We start from the raw sequence: 16,948 nt of genomic DNA on the forward strand, positions 1-16,948 counted from the left end.
ACGCTAGTCGGCCGCCGAGCTCGCGGTCGGGCGGACCGCGCCCACGTAGTACTGCACCAGGTCGTCCATGGACACCACGCCGACGGTCTCGCCGCCCCGGTTGGCCACCACCCGGGCCAGGTGGGACTGCGAGCGGCGCAGCGCGGCCAGCGCGTCGTCCAGCCGGGCGTCGCACGGGATCTCCGGCAGGCCGCGCACCCGGGCGGCCGGCACCACGGCGGCCGGGTCGTCGGCCAGGTCCAGCACGTCCTTCACGTGCAGGTAGCCGACCAGCCGGCCGGTGTCGTCGCGCAGCGGGAACCGGGACACCCCGAACCGGGCCACCGAGTCCGCGATGTCCCCGACGGTCGGCCCCACCGGCAGCGTGACCACCCGCTCCAGCGGCACCACGACGTCGGCCACGGTCCGCCCCGCCGAGCCGAGGGTCGAGGTGATCCGGCTGCTCTCCTGCTCGTCGAGCAGGCCCTCCCGGCGCGAGTCGGAGATCATCTCGGCCAGCTCGTCGCGGGTGTACGCGCTGTCGAACTCGTTGCGGGGGGTGACGTGGACGAGCTTGAGCACGGCGGTCGCGGTCGCGGTGAACAGGGTGAGCACCGGGCGCGCCGCCCGGCAGAACGCGTGGTGCGCGGGCACCAGGATGAGCGCCACCCGCTCCGGCCCGGCGATGGCCAGGTTCTTCGGGACCATCTCGCCGACCACCGTGTGCAGCATCGCCACCAGGCCGAGGCCGATGGTGAACGCGATCGGGTGCAACACCTGCGGTGGTACCGAGAGCAGCTCGAACGGCCGCTCCAGCAGGCCGGCCACGGCGGGCTCGGCGAGCCGGCCCAGCCCCAGCGAGCACAGCGTGATGCCCAGCTGGGCGCCCGCGATCAGCAGCGGCAGCTGCTCGCCGGCCCGCAGCGTGGCGCGCGCGCTGGCGCTGCCGGCGTCGGCCAGCGCGGTGAGCCGGTCCTTGCGGGCGGTGATGATCGCGAACTCGGCGCCGACGAAGAACGCGTTGCCGGCCAGCAGCAGCACCGAGACGAGCAACCCGACGAGCTCGCTCACCGGCCGTCCTCCGTACCGACTCCGGCGTCGACCCCGGAGCGCGAGAGCCGCAGCTCGGCGATCCGGTTGCGCTCGCGGGCCATCACCGTCAGCCGCCAGCCGTCCACGTCCAGGTCGTCACCCACGTCCGGGATCCGCCCGAGGCGCTCCAGCACCAGCCCGGCCAGCGTCTCGTAGTCGCCCTCGGGCGGGACGAAACCGGTCGCCTCGGTCAGCTCGTCCGCGCGCAGCAGCCCGGAGACCAACCAGCTGTCCTGGCCGAGCGGCCGGATCGGCGCGGGGCCTTCCGGGTCGTGCTCGTCGCGCACGTCCCCGACGATCTCCTCGATCAGGTCCTCCAGCGTGACGATCCCGGCGGTGCCGCCGTACTCGTCCACCACGACGCCCAGCTGCGAGTCCGACTCGCGCAGCCGGCCCAGCAGCGCGTCGCCGTCCAGCGACTCCGGCACCGTCAGCACCGGCCGGACCAGCTCGGCCATCGTGGTGCCGGCGCGGTCGGCCACCGGCACCGCGAACGCCTGCTTGACGTGCACCACGCCGTGCACCTCGTCCAGGTCGCGGCCGTAGACCGGGAACCGGGAGAACCCGGTGCGCACCGAGGTGGTCACCAGCTCCGGGACGGTCGCGGTCGTGGGCAGCGCGCTGACCTGCACCCTCGGCGTCATCAGGTCCTCGGCGACCCGGTCGGTGAACCTGATCGCCCTGCTCAGCAGCGTGGCGGTGCCCCGGTCGAGGGTGCCGTGCTCGGCGCTGCTGGAGACCAGCGAGCGCAGCTCGTCGGGGGAGCGGGCCGAGCGCAGCTCCTCGGCCGGCTGCACGCCGAGGTGCTGCACTATCCAGTTGGCCGACGAGTTCAGCCAGTTGATCAACCACCGGAAGACCTGGCTGAACCCGGTCTGCACGCCGGCCACGGCCCGCGCGGTGGGCAGCGGCTTCGCGATCGCCAGGTTCTTCGGCACCAGCTCACCGAAGATCACCGACAGCGCGGTGGCGAGTGCCATCGCGATGGTCAGCGCGACGGCCGGGGCCAGCGACGCGGGCAGCCCGGCGGTTTGCAGCGGCGGGCGGATCAGCTCGGCCAGCGCCGGCTCGGCGATGTAGCCGGTGGCCAGGGTGGTCAGCGTGATGCCGAGCTGCGCGCCGGAGAGCTGGAACGACAGCGTCCGGTGCGCGGCCTGGACCTGGCGCGCGCGCCGGTCGCCGACCGCGTTCACGTGCGCGTCGATCTGGCTGCGCTCGAGCGTGGTGAGGGAGAACTCGGCGGCGACGAACACGGCGGCGCCGAAGGTCAGCGCCAGCACGGCGAGCACACCGAGTATCGACCAGAGGGTGCTCACCACGCACCGTCACATGGGAAGCCGGGCCAACCGCCCGGCCGACTACTGCATCCCGGTTCGCCGGGACCTGCCGTGGGCACGAGAACGCAAACCTCCTTGGAGTGCAAGCCATTCTACGTGCGCGGGCCGGTCCACCTTCCGGGCGATCCGGTCAGGGTTGGCGGCCGGTGAGGGCGAGGAGCTTGTCCTGGTCGGAGGCGTCGTCCGGGACCGACACCGCCGGGCCGAAGACGCCCAGCTCGCGCCACTGGTCGGCGACCGGCGCGAGGACCTCGGTCATGCCGGCCACCAGGTCGGCGGGCAGCGTGTCGTCCACCTTGAGCACCCGGGCCAGGTCCCAGGCCTGCAGGCCGTGGTAGGCGATGCCCTGCTGGAGGTAGTCGCGCGCGGTGAACTCGCCGTACTCGCCGCCGCTGAACGACAGGTGCACGATCTTGTCGGGGTCGTCGAGCGCCTGGGCGTCGGCCACGGCGCGGTCCGCGATGTCCCGCCAGCCGGACTTGAGGTCGTCGCCGAGCGGCTGGTCGGGGAAGATCTTGTTGCCGTCCTCGATGGTGCGCCCGGCCAGCACGTGGCCGACCCACTGGGCGTCCCGCGCGTGCGCCACCACCAGCTCGCGCACGGTGCCCCGGGACATGCCGGTGTCGGCGGGCAGGTCCCACTGGTTGTCGTCGATCCGGTCGGTGACCGCGCTGAGGGCCTGCACGGCCAGGGCGAAGAACAGCTGTTCGGGGATGCTCATGGCGGTCAGCTTCGACGCGGGAGCTGACATCTTCTGTCAGGTATCCGGCAGAATGGCCGGGTGCGCGCCAGCCGGCTGTTGTCCCTGCTGCTGTTGCTGCAGAACCGGGGCCGGATGACCGCGCCGGCGCTGGCCGCCGAGCTGGAGGTCTCGGTGCGCACCGTGTACCGGGACGTGGAGTCGCTCGGCGCGGCCGGCGTCCCGATCTACGCCGACCGCGGGCCCGACGGCGGCTACCGGCTGCTGGACGGCTACCGCACCCGCCTGACCGGGCTCACCTCGGACGAGGCGGAGAGCCTGTTCCTGGCCGGCGTGCCCGGCCCGGCCGCCGAGCTGGGCCTGGGCGGGGCGCTGGCCGCCGCGCAGCTCAAGCTGTCCGCCGCGCTCCCACCGGAGCTGCGCGAGCGGGCGTCGACGGTGGCGCGGCGGTTTCACCTGGACGCCCCGGGCTGGTTCCGGGACGCGGAGGACACGCCGTTCCTGTCCGAGATCGCGGCGGCGGTGTGGCGGGAGCGGCGGATCGCGGTGCGGTACCGCCGGTGGGGGCGCGACGAGGTCGACCGGGAGCTGAACCCGCTCGGGCTGGTGCTCAAGGCGGGGGTCTGGTACCTGGTCGCGACCCGTGTGTCGGACGGCGAGAGCGAACCTCGGACCTACCGGGTGGCCCGGGTGCTGGCGCTGCGCGACGTGGCCCGGCCGGCGCGGCGCCCGGACGGCTTCGACCTGGCGGCGTTCTGGCGGGGCCGTTCCGAGGAGCTGCGCGCCGCGCTCTGGCGGGGCACCGCCACCGTCCGCCTCTCGCCCCGGGGTCGCGAGCTGCTGCCGCTGCTGGTCGGCTCGGTGGAGGCGCGCGCGATGCACGAGTCCGCCACCGAGCCGGACGAGCACGGCTGGGTCACCGCGACGCTGCCCATCGAGTCGCACCGGCACGCCGAGTCGGCGTTCCTGCGGCTCGGCGCCGAGATCGAGGTGCTCACCCCGCCGGACCTACGTGCCCGCATGGCGGCCACCGCACGAGCCCTGGCCGCCCGCTACGCGCCCGACTGACCCACCCACCCGCGAGTCGGGCGTCTCAGCACACTGAGTCGCGCGTTTGAGCACATCCGTGGCCGCGCGTCGTCGCAACGGCCGGTGTGCCAGAACGCCCGACTCGGTGTGCCAGGACGCCCGACTCGCGGAGGGTTTTTCAGCGGTGGTCGGGGAGGAGGCCGTGTTCTTGGGCGAGGATTGCGGCCTGGACGCGTGAGCGCAGGTCGAGCTTGGTGAGGACCCGGGACACGTGGGTCTTGACGGTGGTCTCGCCGATGTAGAGGCGGCGGGCGATCTGCGCGTTGGACAGGCCCTCGCCGAGGCAGGCCAGGACCTCGTGCTCCCGCTCGGTCAGCTCGTCGAGGCCGGCCGGCGGGGGCGGCGGGGCCGGCGTGGCGGCGGCCGCGAACGCGGCCATCATCCGGCGGGTGACCCTGGGCTCCAGCACCCCGTCCCCGGCGGCCACCTGCCGGATCGCCTCCACCAGCCTCGGCGCCTCCACCGACTTGAGCAGGAAGCCACCCGCGCCGGCGCGCATCGCGGCGTACACGTAGTCGTCCAGGTCGAACGTGGTGAGCACCAGCACCTCGCACACGCCGTCGCCGACCAGCTGGCGGGTGGCCTCGATGCCGTCGGTGCCGGGCATCCGCACGTCCATCAGCACCACGTCCGGGCGCAGCGCGCGGGCCATCCGCACGGCCGTGGCGCCGTCCGCCGCCTCGCCGACCACCTCGATGTCCTCGGCACCGCTCAGGATGAGCACCAGCCCGGCCCGGACCGCGCCGTGGTCGTCGGCCACCAGCACCTTGATCGTCACGTTCGTACCCCCTGTCCAGGGCCGCCGAGGCCGTCCGCCGGCAGCTCCGCCCGCACCCGCCAGCCCGGCGCCCCGGGGCCGGCGGACAGCGAACCACCCACCGCCTCGGCCCGTTCGGTCATGCTGGCCAGCCCGATGCCGGTGCCGGCCACCGCGGGGCCGGGCAGCTCGTTGATCACCTCGACCAGCAGGGACGGCCCGTCCCGGCGCACGCTCACCCACGCCCGCGCCCCCTCGGCGTGCTTGACGGCGTTGGTCAGCGCCTCCTGCACGATCCGGTACGCGGTCAGGTCGATCACCGAGGGCAGCGGCTCGGGTGGGAGCGGGCCGGTCGGTTCGACCCGCAGCCCGCCCGCGCGCGCCGACTCCAGCAGCCGGTCCAGGTCGACCAGCCGGGCCGGCGCGACCGGCGGGTCAGCCTCGTCCCGGCCGGCGCGCAGCAGGTCGATCATCGCGCGCATCTCGACCAGGGCGGCCACGCTGTTCTCCCGCACCGAGCCGAGCACCGTGCGCACGGTGGCCGGGTCGCGGTCGGCCATGGACAGCACCGCCTCGGACTGCAGCGCGATCGCGGACAGGTGCCCGGCGACCACGTCGTGCAGGTCGCGGGCCATCCGGGAGCGCTCCTCGGCGATCGCGGCCGCCCGGTCCAGCTCGCCGATCCGGGCCAGCTGGGCGGCCCTGGTCCGCTCGGCGGTGGCGATCTCGCGGTGCTGGCGCACGTCGCGGCCCCAGCCCACCGGGATCAGCAGCAGCGCGACCACCTGCAGGGTGAGCAGCACGGCCAGCCGCCACTCCGCCGCCACCGCCAGCGCGACCAGCAGCGTGACCGCCGGGGTGGCCACCGCGAGCACCACCATCACCCGGCTGACCCGCTTCGAGCCGTACAGCGTGACGCAGAACAGCAGGTCGCCAAGGACGAAGGCGGTGGCCAGGTTGAACCCGAACACCACGTCCGCGGTGATCGGCCCGGCCGCGAGGGCGAGCGCGAGCACCGGCCGGCGCCGGCGCAGCAGCAGCGGGGCGCACGCCGCCGCCAGCAGGCCCAGCCGCCAGGCCGGCACGTCTCCGGACGGGGAGTACAGCGTGTACAGCTTGCTCAGGTAGAGCAGCGCGCCGACGCCGAACAGCCCGGCCGCGAACAGCGGGTCCTGCCACGACGGTTCTCTCAGCCGCCGGGTGAGCCACTCCGACCGGGACACCGCTCCATCACAGCACAGCGGGCGGACGGTCCTCGTCCTCCGGCGGCCGGACCAACAGGGTCGGCGGGTCCTCCGAAATGATGACCCGAATATGGTGCCGTCCGCCGACGCCGGAAACCGGGCGCGGCGGTGACCCTGTCGGGGTGTTCACGCTGATGTCGCAGAACCCGGTGCTCGCCGTGATCGTCGCCGGCGAGGTCGGGTTCTGGGTGGTGCTCGCCGTCGCGCTGGTAGTCCGCTACGCACTGCGCAACCGGCCGCTGTCCACCGTCCTGCTGCTGAGCCTGCCGTTGATCGACGTGGTGATCCTGGTGGCCACCGTGCTCAACCTGCGCGCCGGCGCGACGGCCGGGCTCGGTCACGGGCTGGCCGCCGCGTACCTCGGCGTCACCGTCATGTTCGGGCACAGCATGGTGCGCTGGGCCGACCAGCGGGTGGCGCACCGCTTCGCCGACGGCCCGCCGCCGTGGCGGCCGCCGCGCTCCGGCCCGGCGCGGGTGCGCTACGAGTGGCGGGAGTGGGGCCGGTTCGCGGTGGCCTGGGTGATCGCGGGCGTGATCACGCTCGTGCTGGTGGCGGTGGTCGGCGACGCGGCACGCACCGAGGCGCTCTGGACCGCGATGAGCCGGATGACGGTGGTGCTGGTGATCTGGCTGGTCGGCTGGCCGGTGTGGGTCACCGTGCGGGAGAGAGCCCGGCCGGCGCGCTAGCTGAGAACCGGCCGCGGAAGTCTCATCACTCACGCGAGTACCGACTGAAGCGGGCGTTCCGATCTCCGGTAGCCTCCGCGCTATGGGATCCGAGCGTATAACGGTCACCCTGCCACCAGAGCTGGTGGCCAATGCTCGAATTGCGGTGCGCAGTGGCGCCGCCGCGAGCCTGTCCGCCTTCGTCGCCGACGCGCTCCGTGGCCAGCTGGAGCGCAACCAGGCGTTGGTCGAGCTAGAGCGTGTCCTCGGGGGAAGACCGCCGCAAGAAGCACTGGACGCGGTGCGGCGCGATCTGGGCCTTCCCCCGGCGGACCAGCAAGTCGCGTGATCGGCGGGCGCGTCCTCGACGCATCCGCCGTGATGGCCTTCGCCTCACAGCGGTCGGTCTATGCCGCCGCGCTGGTGTGGACGGTGGTCGAGGAGCACATGGTGCTGGTGCTGCCGTCCGCCGCGGTGGCCGCCGCCTGGTCGCAGCTCGACGACAAGTACCACCCGGTGCTGGAGGTGCTGCTCCGGCTGCCGAACACGGTGATCGACGACCTGGACGCCGACCGCGCCCGCGCGATGGGCCAGCTGGAGCCGGGCGACCTGGAGGCCGCGCACGCCGTGGCCTGCGCGCAGCGCCGCGGCTGGCCGCTGGTGACCACCGACGCCGGGCGGTACAAGGAGTTCAACGTCGAGGTGCCCGCCGAGGAGATCCCCTAGAGGTCCAGGTCGAGCCGGTCTCGTAGCTCCCGCGCGCCGACCTCGGTGAGTTCGAGCGCGCGCCGCCGCCGGGTGCGGGCCAGCCAGTCCTGGTCGAGCATCGCGGTGAGCACGGCCGCGCCGAGGCGCCCGCTCAGGTGGTGGCGCTGTTCGCTCCAGTCCAGGCAGAACCGCAGCAGCGGCCGGCGGGCGCCGTTGTCGGACAGCACGTCCTTGTCCACCCCGAGCAGCCCGACGACCTCGGCGGCGTGCTCGCCGAGCCGGTACGGGTGGGTCGGCAGCTGCGCGGACAGCGGGTCGCCGGGGCGCCGCCCGGTGTCCTGGACGCCGTCGGTGGCGACCAGGGCACCCCGGTCGAGCAGCGCCGAGGTGACGGCCACGCCGAGCCGTCCGGCCAGGTGGTCGTAGCAGCTGCGGGCGCCCCGCAGCGCCGCCGCGCGGGTGTGCTGGCGCAGCGACCTGATCGGCTCGGCGGGGGCGAGCGCGGCCAGCCCTTCGAGCGCGGTCGCCACCTGCGGGCTGGCCAGCCGGTGGTAGCGGTGCCGCCCGGAGCGCTCGACCCGGATCAGGCCGCCGTCGCGCAGCTTGGCCAGGTGCGCGCTGGCGGTCGGGGCGGACACGCCTGCCTCGTCGGCGAGCACGGACGCGGCCAGCGCGCGCCCGTCGGTCAGCGCGAGCAGCATCTTCGCCCTGGCCGGCTCGGCGAGCAGCGCGGCCAGGGCGGACAGCGCGGGTTCTCCTCCGGTCACCTCACCATTCTGCGCCCACGACGCTTCGACCGCCGTGGAAGTGTTCGCGGGCCACCCTGGGGGGCATGGGACGCGAAGAGGGGTTGACCGCCCGGCCGGCGGCGGTGCTCACGGTGATGTGCGTGGGCATGTTCCTGGTGCTGCTCGACGTCACGGTGGTGAACGTGGCGTTGCCGTCCATCGGCGCCGGGTTCGGCACCGGCGCGGCGGGGCTGCCCTGGGTGGTGGACGGGTACGCGTTCGCGATCGCCGGGCTGTTGCTGGCCGGCGGCACCCTCGGTGACCGGATCGGCCACCGGCGGGTGGTGATGATCGGGCTGGCGTTGTTCGGGGTGGCCTCGGCCGCGTGCGGGCTGGCCCCGAGCCTGGATGCGCTGGTCGTGGCCAGGGCGGGCCAGGGCGCGGGGGCGGCGCTGCTGCTGCCCGGCAGCCTGGCGGTGATCACCCACGCCTACCCGGACCGGGCCGCGCAGGCTCGCGCGCTGGGGATCTGGGCGGGCGTGTCGTCGCTGGCGCTGCCCGCCGGGCCGCTGCTGGGCGGCCTGCTGGTCACCGCGGGCGGCTGGCGGCTGGTGTTCGACATCAACATCCCGGTGGTGGCCGGGGCGCTGGTCGCGGTGCCGCTGCTGGTGGCCAAGGCCGGCCGGCGTTCGGGGCGGGGCCCGGCCCTGCCGCCGCTCGCGCTGGTCACCAGGGGAACGTTCGTCGGCCCGAACCTCGCCGCGCTGCTGATGAACTTCGTGATCAACGGCGCACTGTTCGTGCTGACCCTCTACCTGCAGGGGGTCCGGCACCTGAGCCCGCTCGCCGCCGGGCTGGCGTTGCTGCCGCTGTTCGTCCCGATCGCCGTGCTGGCGCCGGTCGCCGGGCGGCTGGCCGGGCGGTTCGGGCCGAGGCCGGTGCTGGTCGCCGGCGCCTCGGTGGCCGCGGCCGGCGCGGCGGGGCTGGCGCTGCTCGGGCCGTCCGCGAGCCACCTGGCGGTGCTGCCCGCCATGCTCGGGCTGGGCGTCGGCGGTGGGCTGTTCACCGCGCCGGTGGTGGCCTCGGCGGTGCGCGCGCTGCCGCCGGCCTGGTCCGGGCTGGCCGCCGGGGTCAACAACACCGCCCGGCAGTGCGGCACCGCGCTCGGGGTGGCGGTGTTCGGCGCGGTCGCCGGTGCGCCGGCCGCCGCTGTCCAGTTCGGCCGCCGGCTGGGATACCTCGCGGTGGTCGGCGCGGCGCTGTGGCTGGTCGCGCTCGCCCTCTCCGCGAGGGTGACCGAGGCTCCCTCGGCGGTCGCCGCGGTCGAGGACTGAGCGCGACCGTGTGAGTACCGCCTCGGTGCGCTGCCGAGCCGCTGGCGCGGAGGTAGGTTTCCGCCATGGAGGGCGCAGTGGGCGGCCGGCGGGTGCTGGTGACCGGGGCGTCGTCGGGGATCGGTGAGGCGGTGGCCGGCGCGGTGGTCGCCGCCGGTGGCCGGGTGGCGCTGCTGGCGCGCCGGCTCGATCGACTGGCCGCCCTCACGGATCGGCTCGGTGCCGGCGCCGTGGCGGTGGCCTGCGACATCACCGACGAGGCGGCGGTGCCGGGCGCGGTGGACGAGGCCGCGCGGCGGCTCGGCGGCCTGGACGCCGTGGTCAACTCCGCCGGGCTTTTCGCGGCCGGCCCGGTGGCCGACACCGACCCGGCGTCCTGGCGCGCCATGTTCGAGGTCAACGTGCTGGGCCTGCTGGCCGTCACCAAGGCGGCGGTGCCGCACCTGCGGGCCGGGTCGGCGCCGGCGGTGGTGAACATCTCCTCGATGTCCGGGCGCCGGGTGCCGAGGGCGAGCACCGGCGTCTACGCGGCCACGAAGTTCGCGGTGCACGCGCTCGGCGAGGCGCTGCGCCTGCAGCTCGCGTCCGACGGCATCCGGGTCACCACCGTGGCCCCCGGCCTGGTCGACACCGACCTGGCCGCCGGCTCGGACGACCCCGAGACCGACGCGTTCCGAGCCCGCCAGGGCGCCGACGGCCTGCCGCCGGAAGCGATAGCGGACGCCGTGGTGCACGTGCTGGGCACCCCGGCCGGGGTGAACGTGGTGGAGTACGCCGTCATGTCGATCAAGCAATGAGCCGGCTCACCTCGGACCGGGTCGCCGCCGCCCCGTCCAACGGCGTGCGCTCCTCGCCGTCGCCGTACGTGGACTTCGACCGCGCGTCCTGGTCGCGGCTGGGGGAGTCGATCGCGCTGCCGCTGACCGCCGACGAGCTGGAACAGATCCGCAGCCTCGGCGACGAGGTCGACCTGGCCGAGGTCCGCGAGGTGTACCTGCCGCTGTCCCGGCTGCTCAACCTGCACGTCCAGGAGGGCGGGCGGCTGTACCGGGCCTACCGGACCTTCCTCGGCCACCAGCCGGCCCGCACCCCGTTCGTGATCGGCATCGCCGGGTCGGTCTCGGTGGGCAAGTCCACCACCGCGCGGCTGCTGCGCACCCTGCTGGCCCGCTGGCCGCACCACCCCCGCGTCGAGCTGATCACCACCGACGGCTTCCTGCACCCGAACGCCGAGCTGGAGCGGCGCGGGCTGATGACCCGCAAGGGTTTTCCCGAGTCGTACGACAGGCGCGCGCTGCTGCGTTTCGTCACCGAGGTGAAGGGCGGCAAGGACGAGGTCCGCGCGCCGGTGTACTCGCACCTGACCTACGACATCGTCCCGGACCGGACGGCGGCGGTGCGCCGGCCGGACATCCTGCTGCTGGAGGGGCTGAACGTGCTGCAGCCGGCGCCGCCCAGCCGGGAGGGCCGGGGCAGCAGCCTGGCGGTGAGCGACTTCATCGACTTCTCGGTGTACGTCGACGCGCTGGCCGAGGACGTGCGGAGCTGGTACATCGATAGGTTCCTGCGGCTGCGCGAGACGGCGTTCCGCGACCCCGCCTCGTACTTCCGCCGCTACGCCGACCTGGACACCCCGGCCGCCATCCGGCGCGCGGAGCAGCTCTGGGACGAGATCAACGGCCCGAACCTGCGGCACAACATCGCGCCCACCCGGGGCAGGGCCACCCTGGTGCTGACCAAGGGCCGCGACCACGCGGTGACCCGGATCCGGCTGCGCAAACTCTGAGCGTCAGCTCGCGGCGGCTTTGTCGGTCACGCCGTGCAGCGCGGCCGTGAGCTTCTCGCGCATGGCGGTCAGCGCGGAGATCTCGCCGTCCAGCAACGCGATCTTGTTCAGCAGCGCGTCCGTGCTGGCCTCGCAGAACACTCCACCGTCGAGGTCCCGGTCCAGGCAGGGCAGGAACGTGTGCACCTCGTCGGTGGTGAACCCGAGGGAGAGCAGCCGGCGGATGTTGCGCACCTGCGCCACGGCGACGGGGGAGTAGGTGCGGTAGCCGTTGGCGGCCCGGTCGGCGGCCAGCAGGCCCTGCTGCTCGTAGTACCGGATGGCCCGGGGCGTGGTGCCGGCCGCTCGCGCCAGCTCACCGATCCGCATGCGTTCGAGACTAGGCGCACTCACGCTCATGCCGTGTCACCCAGCCTCGCTGCGCTCGGCGTGCGCCGCATTCGCATTCGGCCTGTGGGTACGTCGCGTCGTGGGCTCATGCGACGTTGACCCCGCCGTCCACCCGGAGCACCGCGCCGCTGACGTAGCCGGCCTCGGGGCGCGCCATCTGCACGATCCACCACGCGATCTCCTCCGGTTCGGCCAGCCGCCCGAGCGGGATCCGGGCCAGGAACGCATCCTTGCTCGCCTCGATCTGTTCGGCGGTGAGCCCGGCGTGGATCAGGACCGGCGTCTTGGTCACGCCGGGGGCCACCGACACCACCCGGACGCCGGCCGAGCCGAGCTCCACCGCCCAGGTGCGGGTGAGGAAGTCCAGGGCGACCTTGGTGGCTCCGTACACCGAGTTGTTCGGCCACCCCCGGTATGCCTCCATGGACGTCACGTTGATCACCGTGCCGCGCGCCTCGACCAGCAGCGGCAGCGCCCGCTGGGCCAGGAACAGCGGCCCGACCAGGTTCGTGTTGAGCTGCTCCTCGGCACCCGCCCTGTCGATCTCGCCCAGCGGGGCCGGCCGGATGATCGCCGCGTTGTTCACCAGCACGTCGATCCGGCCGAACGTCCTCGCCGCCGCCTCGACGATGTCCGCCGGCCCGTCCGGCGCGGCGACGTCGGCGGCGCAGACGTGGATGTTCGCCCGCCCGTCGGCCGTTTCCTTCAGACGATCCTCCGAGCGGCCGACCACCAGCACGTCCGCGCCCTCGTCGGCGAACCGGTGGGCGGTCACCCGCCCGATGCCGCTCCCGGCGCCGGTGACGATGACCGCCCTGCCCCTCAGCTCATTGCTCATGGGCGCGACGCTAAACCTTGACGCGGGCGTCAAGGTCAAGCGTCGGAGACGTCCACGGTGAGCTGGTCGTGCAGGAAGCTGCGGTACCCGGCGATCCGCAGCGACTCCGGCAGCGGATCCTGGTAGCCCCAGGCCACATCGTCGATCTCGTGACCGTCCGCGCGCAGCGACCAGTAGCTCGCCCACCCCTTGTACGGGCACACCGTGCGGGTGTCGCTCGGGATCAGCAGGTCCTCCCGGACGTCCTCGGCCGGCAGGTAGTAGCGGTTGGGCAGGCTGGTCTCGGACAACACCAGCGCCCGGGCGGACTCGGCGATCACCAGGTCACCGGCGCGGACCCGGACCCGCTGGCCGGTGGCGCGGATGTCGACGCGGTGGAACGGGTCGGGCAGGTGCCCGACCGTCTCGTCGTCCTCGTCGAGCCAGCGGTCCACCGAGGACCAGTACAGCGCGGCGTACCCCTCCAGCCAGGAGGCCTCGGGCTTCGGGTCCGGATAGGCCCACACGGCGTTCTCCGCGACCCGGTCGCCGACCCGCAGCGAGCGGTAGGAGGCGTCGCCCTTGAACGGGCAGTGGGTGTGGTGGTCGGTGGGTTCGAGCAGGTCGGCGCGCAGGTCGGCCTCGGGCACGTACAGCTGGGGCAGCAGGCCGGTCTCGTGCAGCAGTACTCCGGCGCGGGTGTCCAGCACGGTCTGCCCGCCGAACTCCGCGCGGACCCGGCGCGGGAACGGGTGCATCAACAAACGATGCTTGGGCCCGTCGATCTGGTAGTTCGTCCTGTCCGATCCGGTCCCGGCCAGTGGGCCGGGTGCCCAGGTCAGCGCCATGGCGTGCTCCTGTCGTCGGCTGCGGTTCCCCGTGACGGCCCCAGCCATTCCCGACGACGCCGCCGGCGCGGCTATTCCCTTGTTCGGGGAGGAAACCTCGTCAGTGCCGTACCGGGACCACCGGCCCGGCGGTCGCCGGCACCATCAGCGGGAGCTGGTGCGGGCAGATCTGCCAGAACCGGGTCTCGACGTCCCCCGCGCGCCAGGCGTCCGCGAGCCTGGTCGCGGCCTCCGGGTCCACCACCCGCCGGGGCCGGGGGCGCAGCCCGCACCGGGCGCGGACCTCGCGGTCCAGCGCGCGCCAGGCGTCGTCGGCCGAGGTGTGCACGCTGACCGTGGTGGCTCCCTCCTCGTCACCCATGGTCAGGGTGTACACGCTCATCACGTCGTACGACACGAAAACCTCCGCTCACCTCGGCCGCTGCCGACCGGGGGAGCGGCGGGCCGGACCGCCGACCATTCAACTCCATGCCGAGCGGGCGACCGCGACCGCCACACTCGGCTCCTGCCCGAGTCCAGGTCGTGCAGTGGGTTTACCCAGGTACCGCGTGTTTCACACCCGTTGTGACCACAGTGGACACCGTCACACCGGGGTCCGGCAGCCGCCGCCGGCCCGGGCCGGATCAAGGGCCGCCGTGAGGGTGGCCACGAAGTGGCGCCACCTGCCGCGCTCCTCGGCGAGGGCGTGGCGGCCGGGCTCGGTCAGCCGGTACTCGCGCCGCCGCCGGCCGCTGGCGGTGGTCCAGGCGCCGCTGATCAGGCCGGCCTCCTCGAGCCGGCGCAGCGCGGGGTAGAGCGTGCCGCCCTCCAGGTCCACCGACCCGCCGGTGCGCCGCCGCAGCTCGGCCATCACACCGAACCCATGGGCCGGCCCGGGCTCCAGCGCGGCGAGCAGGAGCGCATCCAGGTGCCCCTTCAGTGCTTCGGCCCGCATGTCGCCCTTCCTCTAGGCCGATCGATGTACGCGCGGTGACGCCCTTGGGAGAATTGTGAACGGAGGATCGATACAGTCAAGGCCCATGGTCACTCGAAAGGGTGAGTATGTGCGTCACCGACCTGGGTCATGCCTGGATGCCGTCGTGGACCAACCTTCTGGTATTCGGGCAGACCGCGCCAACTTATTCTTAGCAAATGTTCGAAAGCGGCGGACGTTTTTTCGCCGCAAGCGAAAAAGCCTCTTCGGCCGTGGACAAAGAACCTTGGGGCGCTAGTGTCGATCGCTGTCCGGATTTCGAGAAGTGGGGCGGCGAGAGATGATGTGGCACGAGCTGAGCGCGGTATCGGAGTCTCCGGAGATGCGGGCCGACGCGGTATCGGCGACATTGGCCGACTCGGTGTACGAGCGGTTGCTGCGGCAGCGGATCATCGTGTTGGGGGAGCAGGTGGATGACGCCATCGCCAACCGGATCGCCGGGCAGATGCTGTTGCTCTCCGCCGAGGACCCGACCGCCGACATCTCGCTGTACATCAACTCCCCGGGCGGGTCCGTGCCCGCCGGCATGGTCATCTTCGACACGATGCGGTTCATCGAGTGCGACGTGGCGACGCACGGGATGGGCCTGGCCGCCTCGATGGGACAGTTCCTGCTGTCCGCGGGGACGCCGGGCAAGCGGTACGCGCTGCCGCACTGCCAGATCCTGATGCACCAGCCGTCCGCGGGGGTCGGCGGCACCGAGTCGGACATCGCCATCCAGGCCGAACAGTTCCGCAAGCACAAGCGGGAGCTGGCCGAGCTGATCGCCGAGCACACCGGCCAACCGGTCGAGCGGATCACCGCCGACTTCGACAGGGACCGCTGGTTCACCGCCCAGGAGGCGCTCGAGTACGGCTTCGTCGACGAGGTGATCACCCGGGCGGTCCGGCGCCCGAACGGCTCGCGTTAGCGCTCGTCACCCGCGCGCCAACGGGCCACCACCTCGTCGGCGTCCACCGGGCGCAGCGGCACGGCGGGTCCCGACGGCGTGCGCAGCCAGTCGGCGATCCGGCGGTTGAGCTCGCTCACGACGTCTCGGACCGCCCGCTCGGACCGGAGCTCCCGGACGGTCTCCGGCAGCCGTTCGACCTCCTTGCGCAGTTGCAGCGAGGGCGGCAGCAGCGCATCGCCGGACAGGCCCTCACGACGCAGGTAGCCGCGCACCCACCAGAGCTCGTCATCGGGACCGTCCAGCCCCGGCAGCGGTTTCCCTTTTCCCGGAAGATCGTCGAAATCGCCGCGTTCCTGTGCCAACCGGATCTGCTGGTCGACGACCGACTCATATCGTGACCACCCGTTCATGCCTCCATCATGACAGGGGCCCGCGGGCCGCCTCGACGACTCGACCGTCCCGCGTCCACGCATAACAGCTGACACCGATTCCAGCGACGGTGACGGCGGCGCTGACCAGATAGATGGATGCGGTTCCGAAACCGGCGTCGATCACGCGGCCACCGAGCCATGCGGCAAGGGCCGCCGCGAGCTGGTACGCGGACGCGTTCACCGCGATGGCTAAGGTGGGGGCCGAGGCGGCGGTGGTCAGGATTCGCGCCTGCATGCCGGGGATGACCGCGAACCCCAGCGCGCCGACGGCGAAGACCAGCGCCACCGTGGACACAGTGCCCGCGCTGACCAGCCAGAACAACACGAACGCCGCCGCTAGGACGGCGAGCAGGCCGACCTGCGACCGCATCGGCGCCCGGTCGGACAACCAGCCGCCCACGAAGTTGCCGACGGTGGCCCCGCAGCCGTAGACCAGCAGCAGCACGGCCACCGCGTCGGGAGCGAACCCGCTGACCGAGGTGAGCAGCGGCGCGAAGTAGGTGAACACCGTCAACAGCCCGATGTTGCCGATCGCGGTCACCGCTATCGCCAGCCGAACATCGCGGCGCTGGAACACCCGCAGCTCGGCGAGCGCCGACGTGCCGGGCTCGGCGCGCGGGCCGCCGGGCACCGACCGGAGAACCATGGCCAGCCCGAGCGCGCAGCACGCGGCAATGGCGACAAAGGTGTAACGCCACCCGAAGCTGGTGCCGATGAAGGTGCCGATCGGCGCGCCGAGAATCATCGACAGGTTCATCCCGAACGCGAGCTTGGACACCGTCGATGCCTGTTTGCCCGGTTCGGCCGTTGCGGTGGCGATGACGATCGCGTAGGCGAAGAAGGTGGATGTCACCAGCGAGGTGACGATTCGTGCCGCGAAGAGAACGGCGTAGGTCGGGGCGAGCGCGGACGCCAGGTTGCCGACCACCACGACCGTGAGGAGCACGACGATCAGTTGTTTGCGCGCGAACCGAGCCGTGAGCGCGGTCAACACCGGGCCGCCGACGATCATTCCCATGGCGTAGGCGGAGACCAGCAAGCCGGCGGTGGGTATGGAGACGGCCAGGTCCTGGGCGACTTCCGGGAGAATGCCGGCGATGACGAACTCGCCCGTGGTGACGCCGAAGACGCACAACATCAGGGAAAGTACGACGAATGGCACTGGCGTCCTCCTG

The 16,948-nt window shown here is 73.0% G+C and carries 21 protein-coding genes; 8 read left to right on the forward strand and 13 right to left on the reverse strand.

Annotated elements, in window-relative coordinates; all coding sequences use genetic code 11:
- Nucleotides 1-3: 3 nt before the first annotated feature.
- The 3 genes from N912_RS0101820 to N912_RS48880 form a co-directional block, all read right to left on the reverse strand.
- On the reverse strand, nt 4-1,050 hold the full coding sequence (locus N912_RS0101820; RefSeq protein WP_028921075.1) for a hemolysin family protein: 1,047 nt from the start codon (nt 1,048-1,050) through the stop codon (nt 4-6).
- Nucleotides 1,047-2,390: a hemolysin family protein gene (locus tag N912_RS0101825; protein ID WP_211261109.1), complete on the reverse strand. Its 1,344-nt coding sequence runs from the start codon at nt 2,388-2,390 to the stop codon at nt 1,047-1,049. Before N912_RS0101825 ends, N912_RS0101820 begins: the two co-directional genes overlap by 4 nt.
- A 148-nt stretch (nt 2,391-2,538) precedes the next feature.
- Complete coding sequence (locus N912_RS48880) at nt 2,539-3,129, reverse strand: DinB family protein (RefSeq protein WP_051579451.1); 591 nt, start codon at nt 3,127-3,129, stop codon at nt 2,539-2,541.
- A gap of 60 nt (nt 3,130-3,189) precedes the next feature.
- Between N912_RS48880 and N912_RS0101835 the strand changes: the two genes are divergently transcribed.
- Nucleotides 3,190-4,176, forward strand: a complete 987-nt coding sequence (locus N912_RS0101835; RefSeq protein ID WP_028921077.1) for a helix-turn-helix transcriptional regulator — start codon at nt 3,190-3,192, stop codon at nt 4,174-4,176.
- 139 nt (nt 4,177-4,315) lie between these two features.
- Here the strand turns inward: N912_RS0101835 and N912_RS0101840 are convergent, their stop codons facing one another.
- The gene (locus tag N912_RS0101840) at nt 4,316-4,975 is read right to left on the reverse strand and encodes a response regulator (protein ID WP_028921078.1); all 660 of its coding nucleotides are present in this window, start codon (nt 4,973-4,975) and stop codon (nt 4,316-4,318) included.
- Complete coding sequence (locus N912_RS0101845; protein WP_064745131.1) at nt 4,972-6,177, reverse strand: sensor histidine kinase; 1,206 nt, start codon at nt 6,175-6,177, stop codon at nt 4,972-4,974. The genes N912_RS0101840 and N912_RS0101845 overlap by 4 nt, the downstream gene beginning before the upstream one ends.
- Before the next feature lie 143 nt (nt 6,178-6,320).
- On the opposite strand from N912_RS0101845, the gene N912_RS0101850 reads away from it, so the two are divergent.
- The 3 genes from N912_RS0101850 (at nt 6,321) to N912_RS0101860 (ending at nt 7,592) form a co-directional block, all read left to right on the forward strand.
- Nucleotides 6,321-6,887: a hypothetical protein gene (locus tag N912_RS0101850; protein WP_028921080.1), complete on the forward strand. Its 567-nt coding sequence runs from the start codon at nt 6,321-6,323 to the stop codon at nt 6,885-6,887.
- Nucleotides 6,888-6,969: 82 nt separating this feature from the next.
- Nucleotides 6,970-7,215 (forward strand): ribbon-helix-helix domain-containing protein, encoded by a 246-nt coding sequence (locus N912_RS0101855; protein ID WP_028921081.1) that lies wholly within the window; start codon nt 6,970-6,972, stop codon nt 7,213-7,215.
- Nucleotides 7,212-7,592, forward strand: coding sequence for a hypothetical protein (locus N912_RS0101860; RefSeq protein WP_028921082.1), 381 nt, complete (start codon nt 7,212-7,214; stop codon nt 7,590-7,592). Before N912_RS0101855 ends, N912_RS0101860 begins: the two co-directional genes overlap by 4 nt.
- Here the strand turns inward: N912_RS0101860 and N912_RS0101865 are convergent.
- Entirely contained in the window at nt 7,589-8,341 is a 753-nt protein-coding gene (locus N912_RS0101865; protein ID WP_028921083.1) for an ArsR/SmtB family transcription factor, read from the reverse strand. The genes N912_RS0101860 and N912_RS0101865 overlap by 4 nt on opposite strands.
- Nucleotides 8,342-8,406: 65 nt before the next feature.
- Here N912_RS0101865 and N912_RS48885 point away from each other — a divergent pair, with 65 nt between their 5' ends.
- From N912_RS48885 to coaA, 3 genes are all read left to right on the forward strand, one after another.
- Nucleotides 8,407-9,636 carry an MFS transporter gene (locus tag N912_RS48885; protein ID WP_051579452.1) on the forward strand — a complete coding sequence of 410 codons (1,230 nt, stop codon included), beginning with the start codon at nt 8,407-8,409 and terminating at the stop codon, nt 9,634-9,636.
- Between the two features lie 65 nt (nt 9,637-9,701).
- Nucleotides 9,702-10,433 carry an SDR family oxidoreductase gene (locus N912_RS0101875; RefSeq protein ID WP_028921084.1) on the forward strand — a complete coding sequence of 244 codons (732 nt, stop codon included), beginning with the start codon at nt 9,702-9,704 and terminating at the stop codon, nt 10,431-10,433.
- Nucleotides 10,430-11,422 (forward strand): type I pantothenate kinase, encoded by a 993-nt coding sequence (coaA, locus tag N912_RS0101880; RefSeq protein ID WP_028921085.1) that lies wholly within the window; start codon nt 10,430-10,432, stop codon nt 11,420-11,422. Before N912_RS0101875 ends, coaA begins: the two co-directional genes overlap by 4 nt.
- Before the next feature lie 3 nt (nt 11,423-11,425).
- On the opposite strand, the gene N912_RS0101885 is transcribed toward coaA, so the two are convergent.
- From N912_RS0101885 to N912_RS0101905, 5 genes are all read right to left on the reverse strand, one after another.
- On the reverse strand, nt 11,426-11,791 hold the full coding sequence (locus tag N912_RS0101885) for a MerR family transcriptional regulator (protein WP_028921086.1): 366 nt from the start codon (nt 11,789-11,791) through the stop codon (nt 11,426-11,428).
- Nucleotides 11,792-11,897: 106 nt separating this feature from the next.
- The gene (locus tag N912_RS0101890) at nt 11,898-12,650 is read right to left on the reverse strand and encodes an SDR family NAD(P)-dependent oxidoreductase (RefSeq protein WP_028921087.1); all 753 of its coding nucleotides are present in this window, start codon (nt 12,648-12,650) and stop codon (nt 11,898-11,900) included.
- 35 nt (nt 12,651-12,685) lie between these two features.
- Complete coding sequence (locus N912_RS0101895; protein ID WP_028921088.1) at nt 12,686-13,477, reverse strand: DUF427 domain-containing protein; 792 nt, start codon at nt 13,475-13,477, stop codon at nt 12,686-12,688.
- 100 nt (nt 13,478-13,577) lie between these two features.
- Nucleotides 13,578-13,874 carry a hypothetical protein gene (locus N912_RS0101900; protein WP_028921089.1) on the reverse strand — a complete coding sequence of 99 codons (297 nt, stop codon included), beginning with the start codon at nt 13,872-13,874 and terminating at the stop codon, nt 13,578-13,580.
- A gap of 186 nt (nt 13,875-14,060) precedes the next feature.
- A complete protein-coding gene (locus tag N912_RS0101905; RefSeq protein ID WP_028921090.1) occupies nt 14,061-14,411 on the reverse strand; it encodes a PadR family transcriptional regulator in 351 nt (116 codons plus the stop codon).
- Nucleotides 14,412-14,772: 361 nt separating this feature from the next.
- On the opposite strand from N912_RS0101905, the gene N912_RS0101910 reads away from it, so the two are divergent.
- Nucleotides 14,773-15,360: a ClpP family protease gene (locus tag N912_RS0101910; protein WP_028921091.1), complete on the forward strand. Its 588-nt coding sequence runs from the start codon at nt 14,773-14,775 to the stop codon at nt 15,358-15,360.
- Here N912_RS0101910 and N912_RS48890 read toward each other — a convergent pair.
- Nucleotides 15,357-15,752 (reverse strand): DnaJ family domain-containing protein, encoded by a 396-nt coding sequence (locus tag N912_RS48890; RefSeq protein WP_037063261.1) that lies wholly within the window; start codon nt 15,750-15,752, stop codon nt 15,357-15,359. The two genes, N912_RS0101910 and N912_RS48890, sit on opposite strands and share 4 nt — an antisense overlap.
- Nucleotides 15,753-15,759: 7 nt before the next feature.
- A complete protein-coding gene (locus tag N912_RS0101920) occupies nt 15,760-16,935 on the reverse strand; it encodes an MFS transporter (RefSeq protein ID WP_028921092.1) in 1,176 nt (391 codons plus the stop codon).
- Nucleotides 16,936-16,948: the final 13 nt, after the last annotated feature.

The organism is Actinospineispora acaciae DSM 45401 (genome assembly GCF_000620785.1).
Classification (GTDB): Bacteria; Actinomycetota; Actinomycetes; order Mycobacteriales; family Pseudonocardiaceae; genus Pseudonocardia; species Pseudonocardia acaciae.

Excerpts from the sequence above, each read along its gene's own strand:
- N912_RS48885 (WP_051579452.1), top strand. The coding sequence starts at position 8,407 with ATGGGACGCGAAGAGGGGTTGACCGCCCGGCCGGCGGCGGTGCTCACG.
- N912_RS0101885 (WP_028921086.1), bottom strand. The coding sequence starts at position 11,791 with ATGCGGATCGGTGAGCTGGCGCGAGCGGCCGGCACCACGCCCCGGGCC.
- N912_RS0101905 (WP_028921090.1), bottom strand. The coding sequence starts at position 14,411 with ATGCGGGCCGAAGCACTGAAGGGGCACCTGGATGCGCTCCTGCTCGCC.
- N912_RS0101875 (WP_028921084.1), top strand. The coding sequence starts at position 9,702 with ATGGAGGGCGCAGTGGGCGGCCGGCGGGTGCTGGTGACCGGGGCGTCG.
- N912_RS48890 (WP_037063261.1), bottom strand. The coding sequence starts at position 15,752 with ATGAACGGGTGGTCACGATATGAGTCGGTCGTCGACCAGCAGATCCGG.
- N912_RS0101895 (WP_028921088.1), bottom strand. The coding sequence starts at position 13,477 with ATGGCGCTGACCTGGGCACCCGGCCCACTGGCCGGGACCGGATCGGAC.
- N912_RS0101890 (WP_028921087.1), bottom strand. The coding sequence starts at position 12,650 with ATGAGCAATGAGCTGAGGGGCAGGGCGGTCATCGTCACCGGCGCCGGG.
- N912_RS0101855 (WP_028921081.1), top strand. The coding sequence starts at position 6,970 with ATGGGATCCGAGCGTATAACGGTCACCCTGCCACCAGAGCTGGTGGCC.
- N912_RS48880 (WP_051579451.1), bottom strand. The coding sequence starts at position 3,129 with ATGAGCATCCCCGAACAGCTGTTCTTCGCCCTGGCCGTGCAGGCCCTC.
- coaA (WP_028921085.1), top strand. The coding sequence starts at position 10,430 with ATGAGCCGGCTCACCTCGGACCGGGTCGCCGCCGCCCCGTCCAACGGC.
- N912_RS0101910 (WP_028921091.1), top strand. The coding sequence starts at position 14,773 with ATGCGGGCCGACGCGGTATCGGCGACATTGGCCGACTCGGTGTACGAG.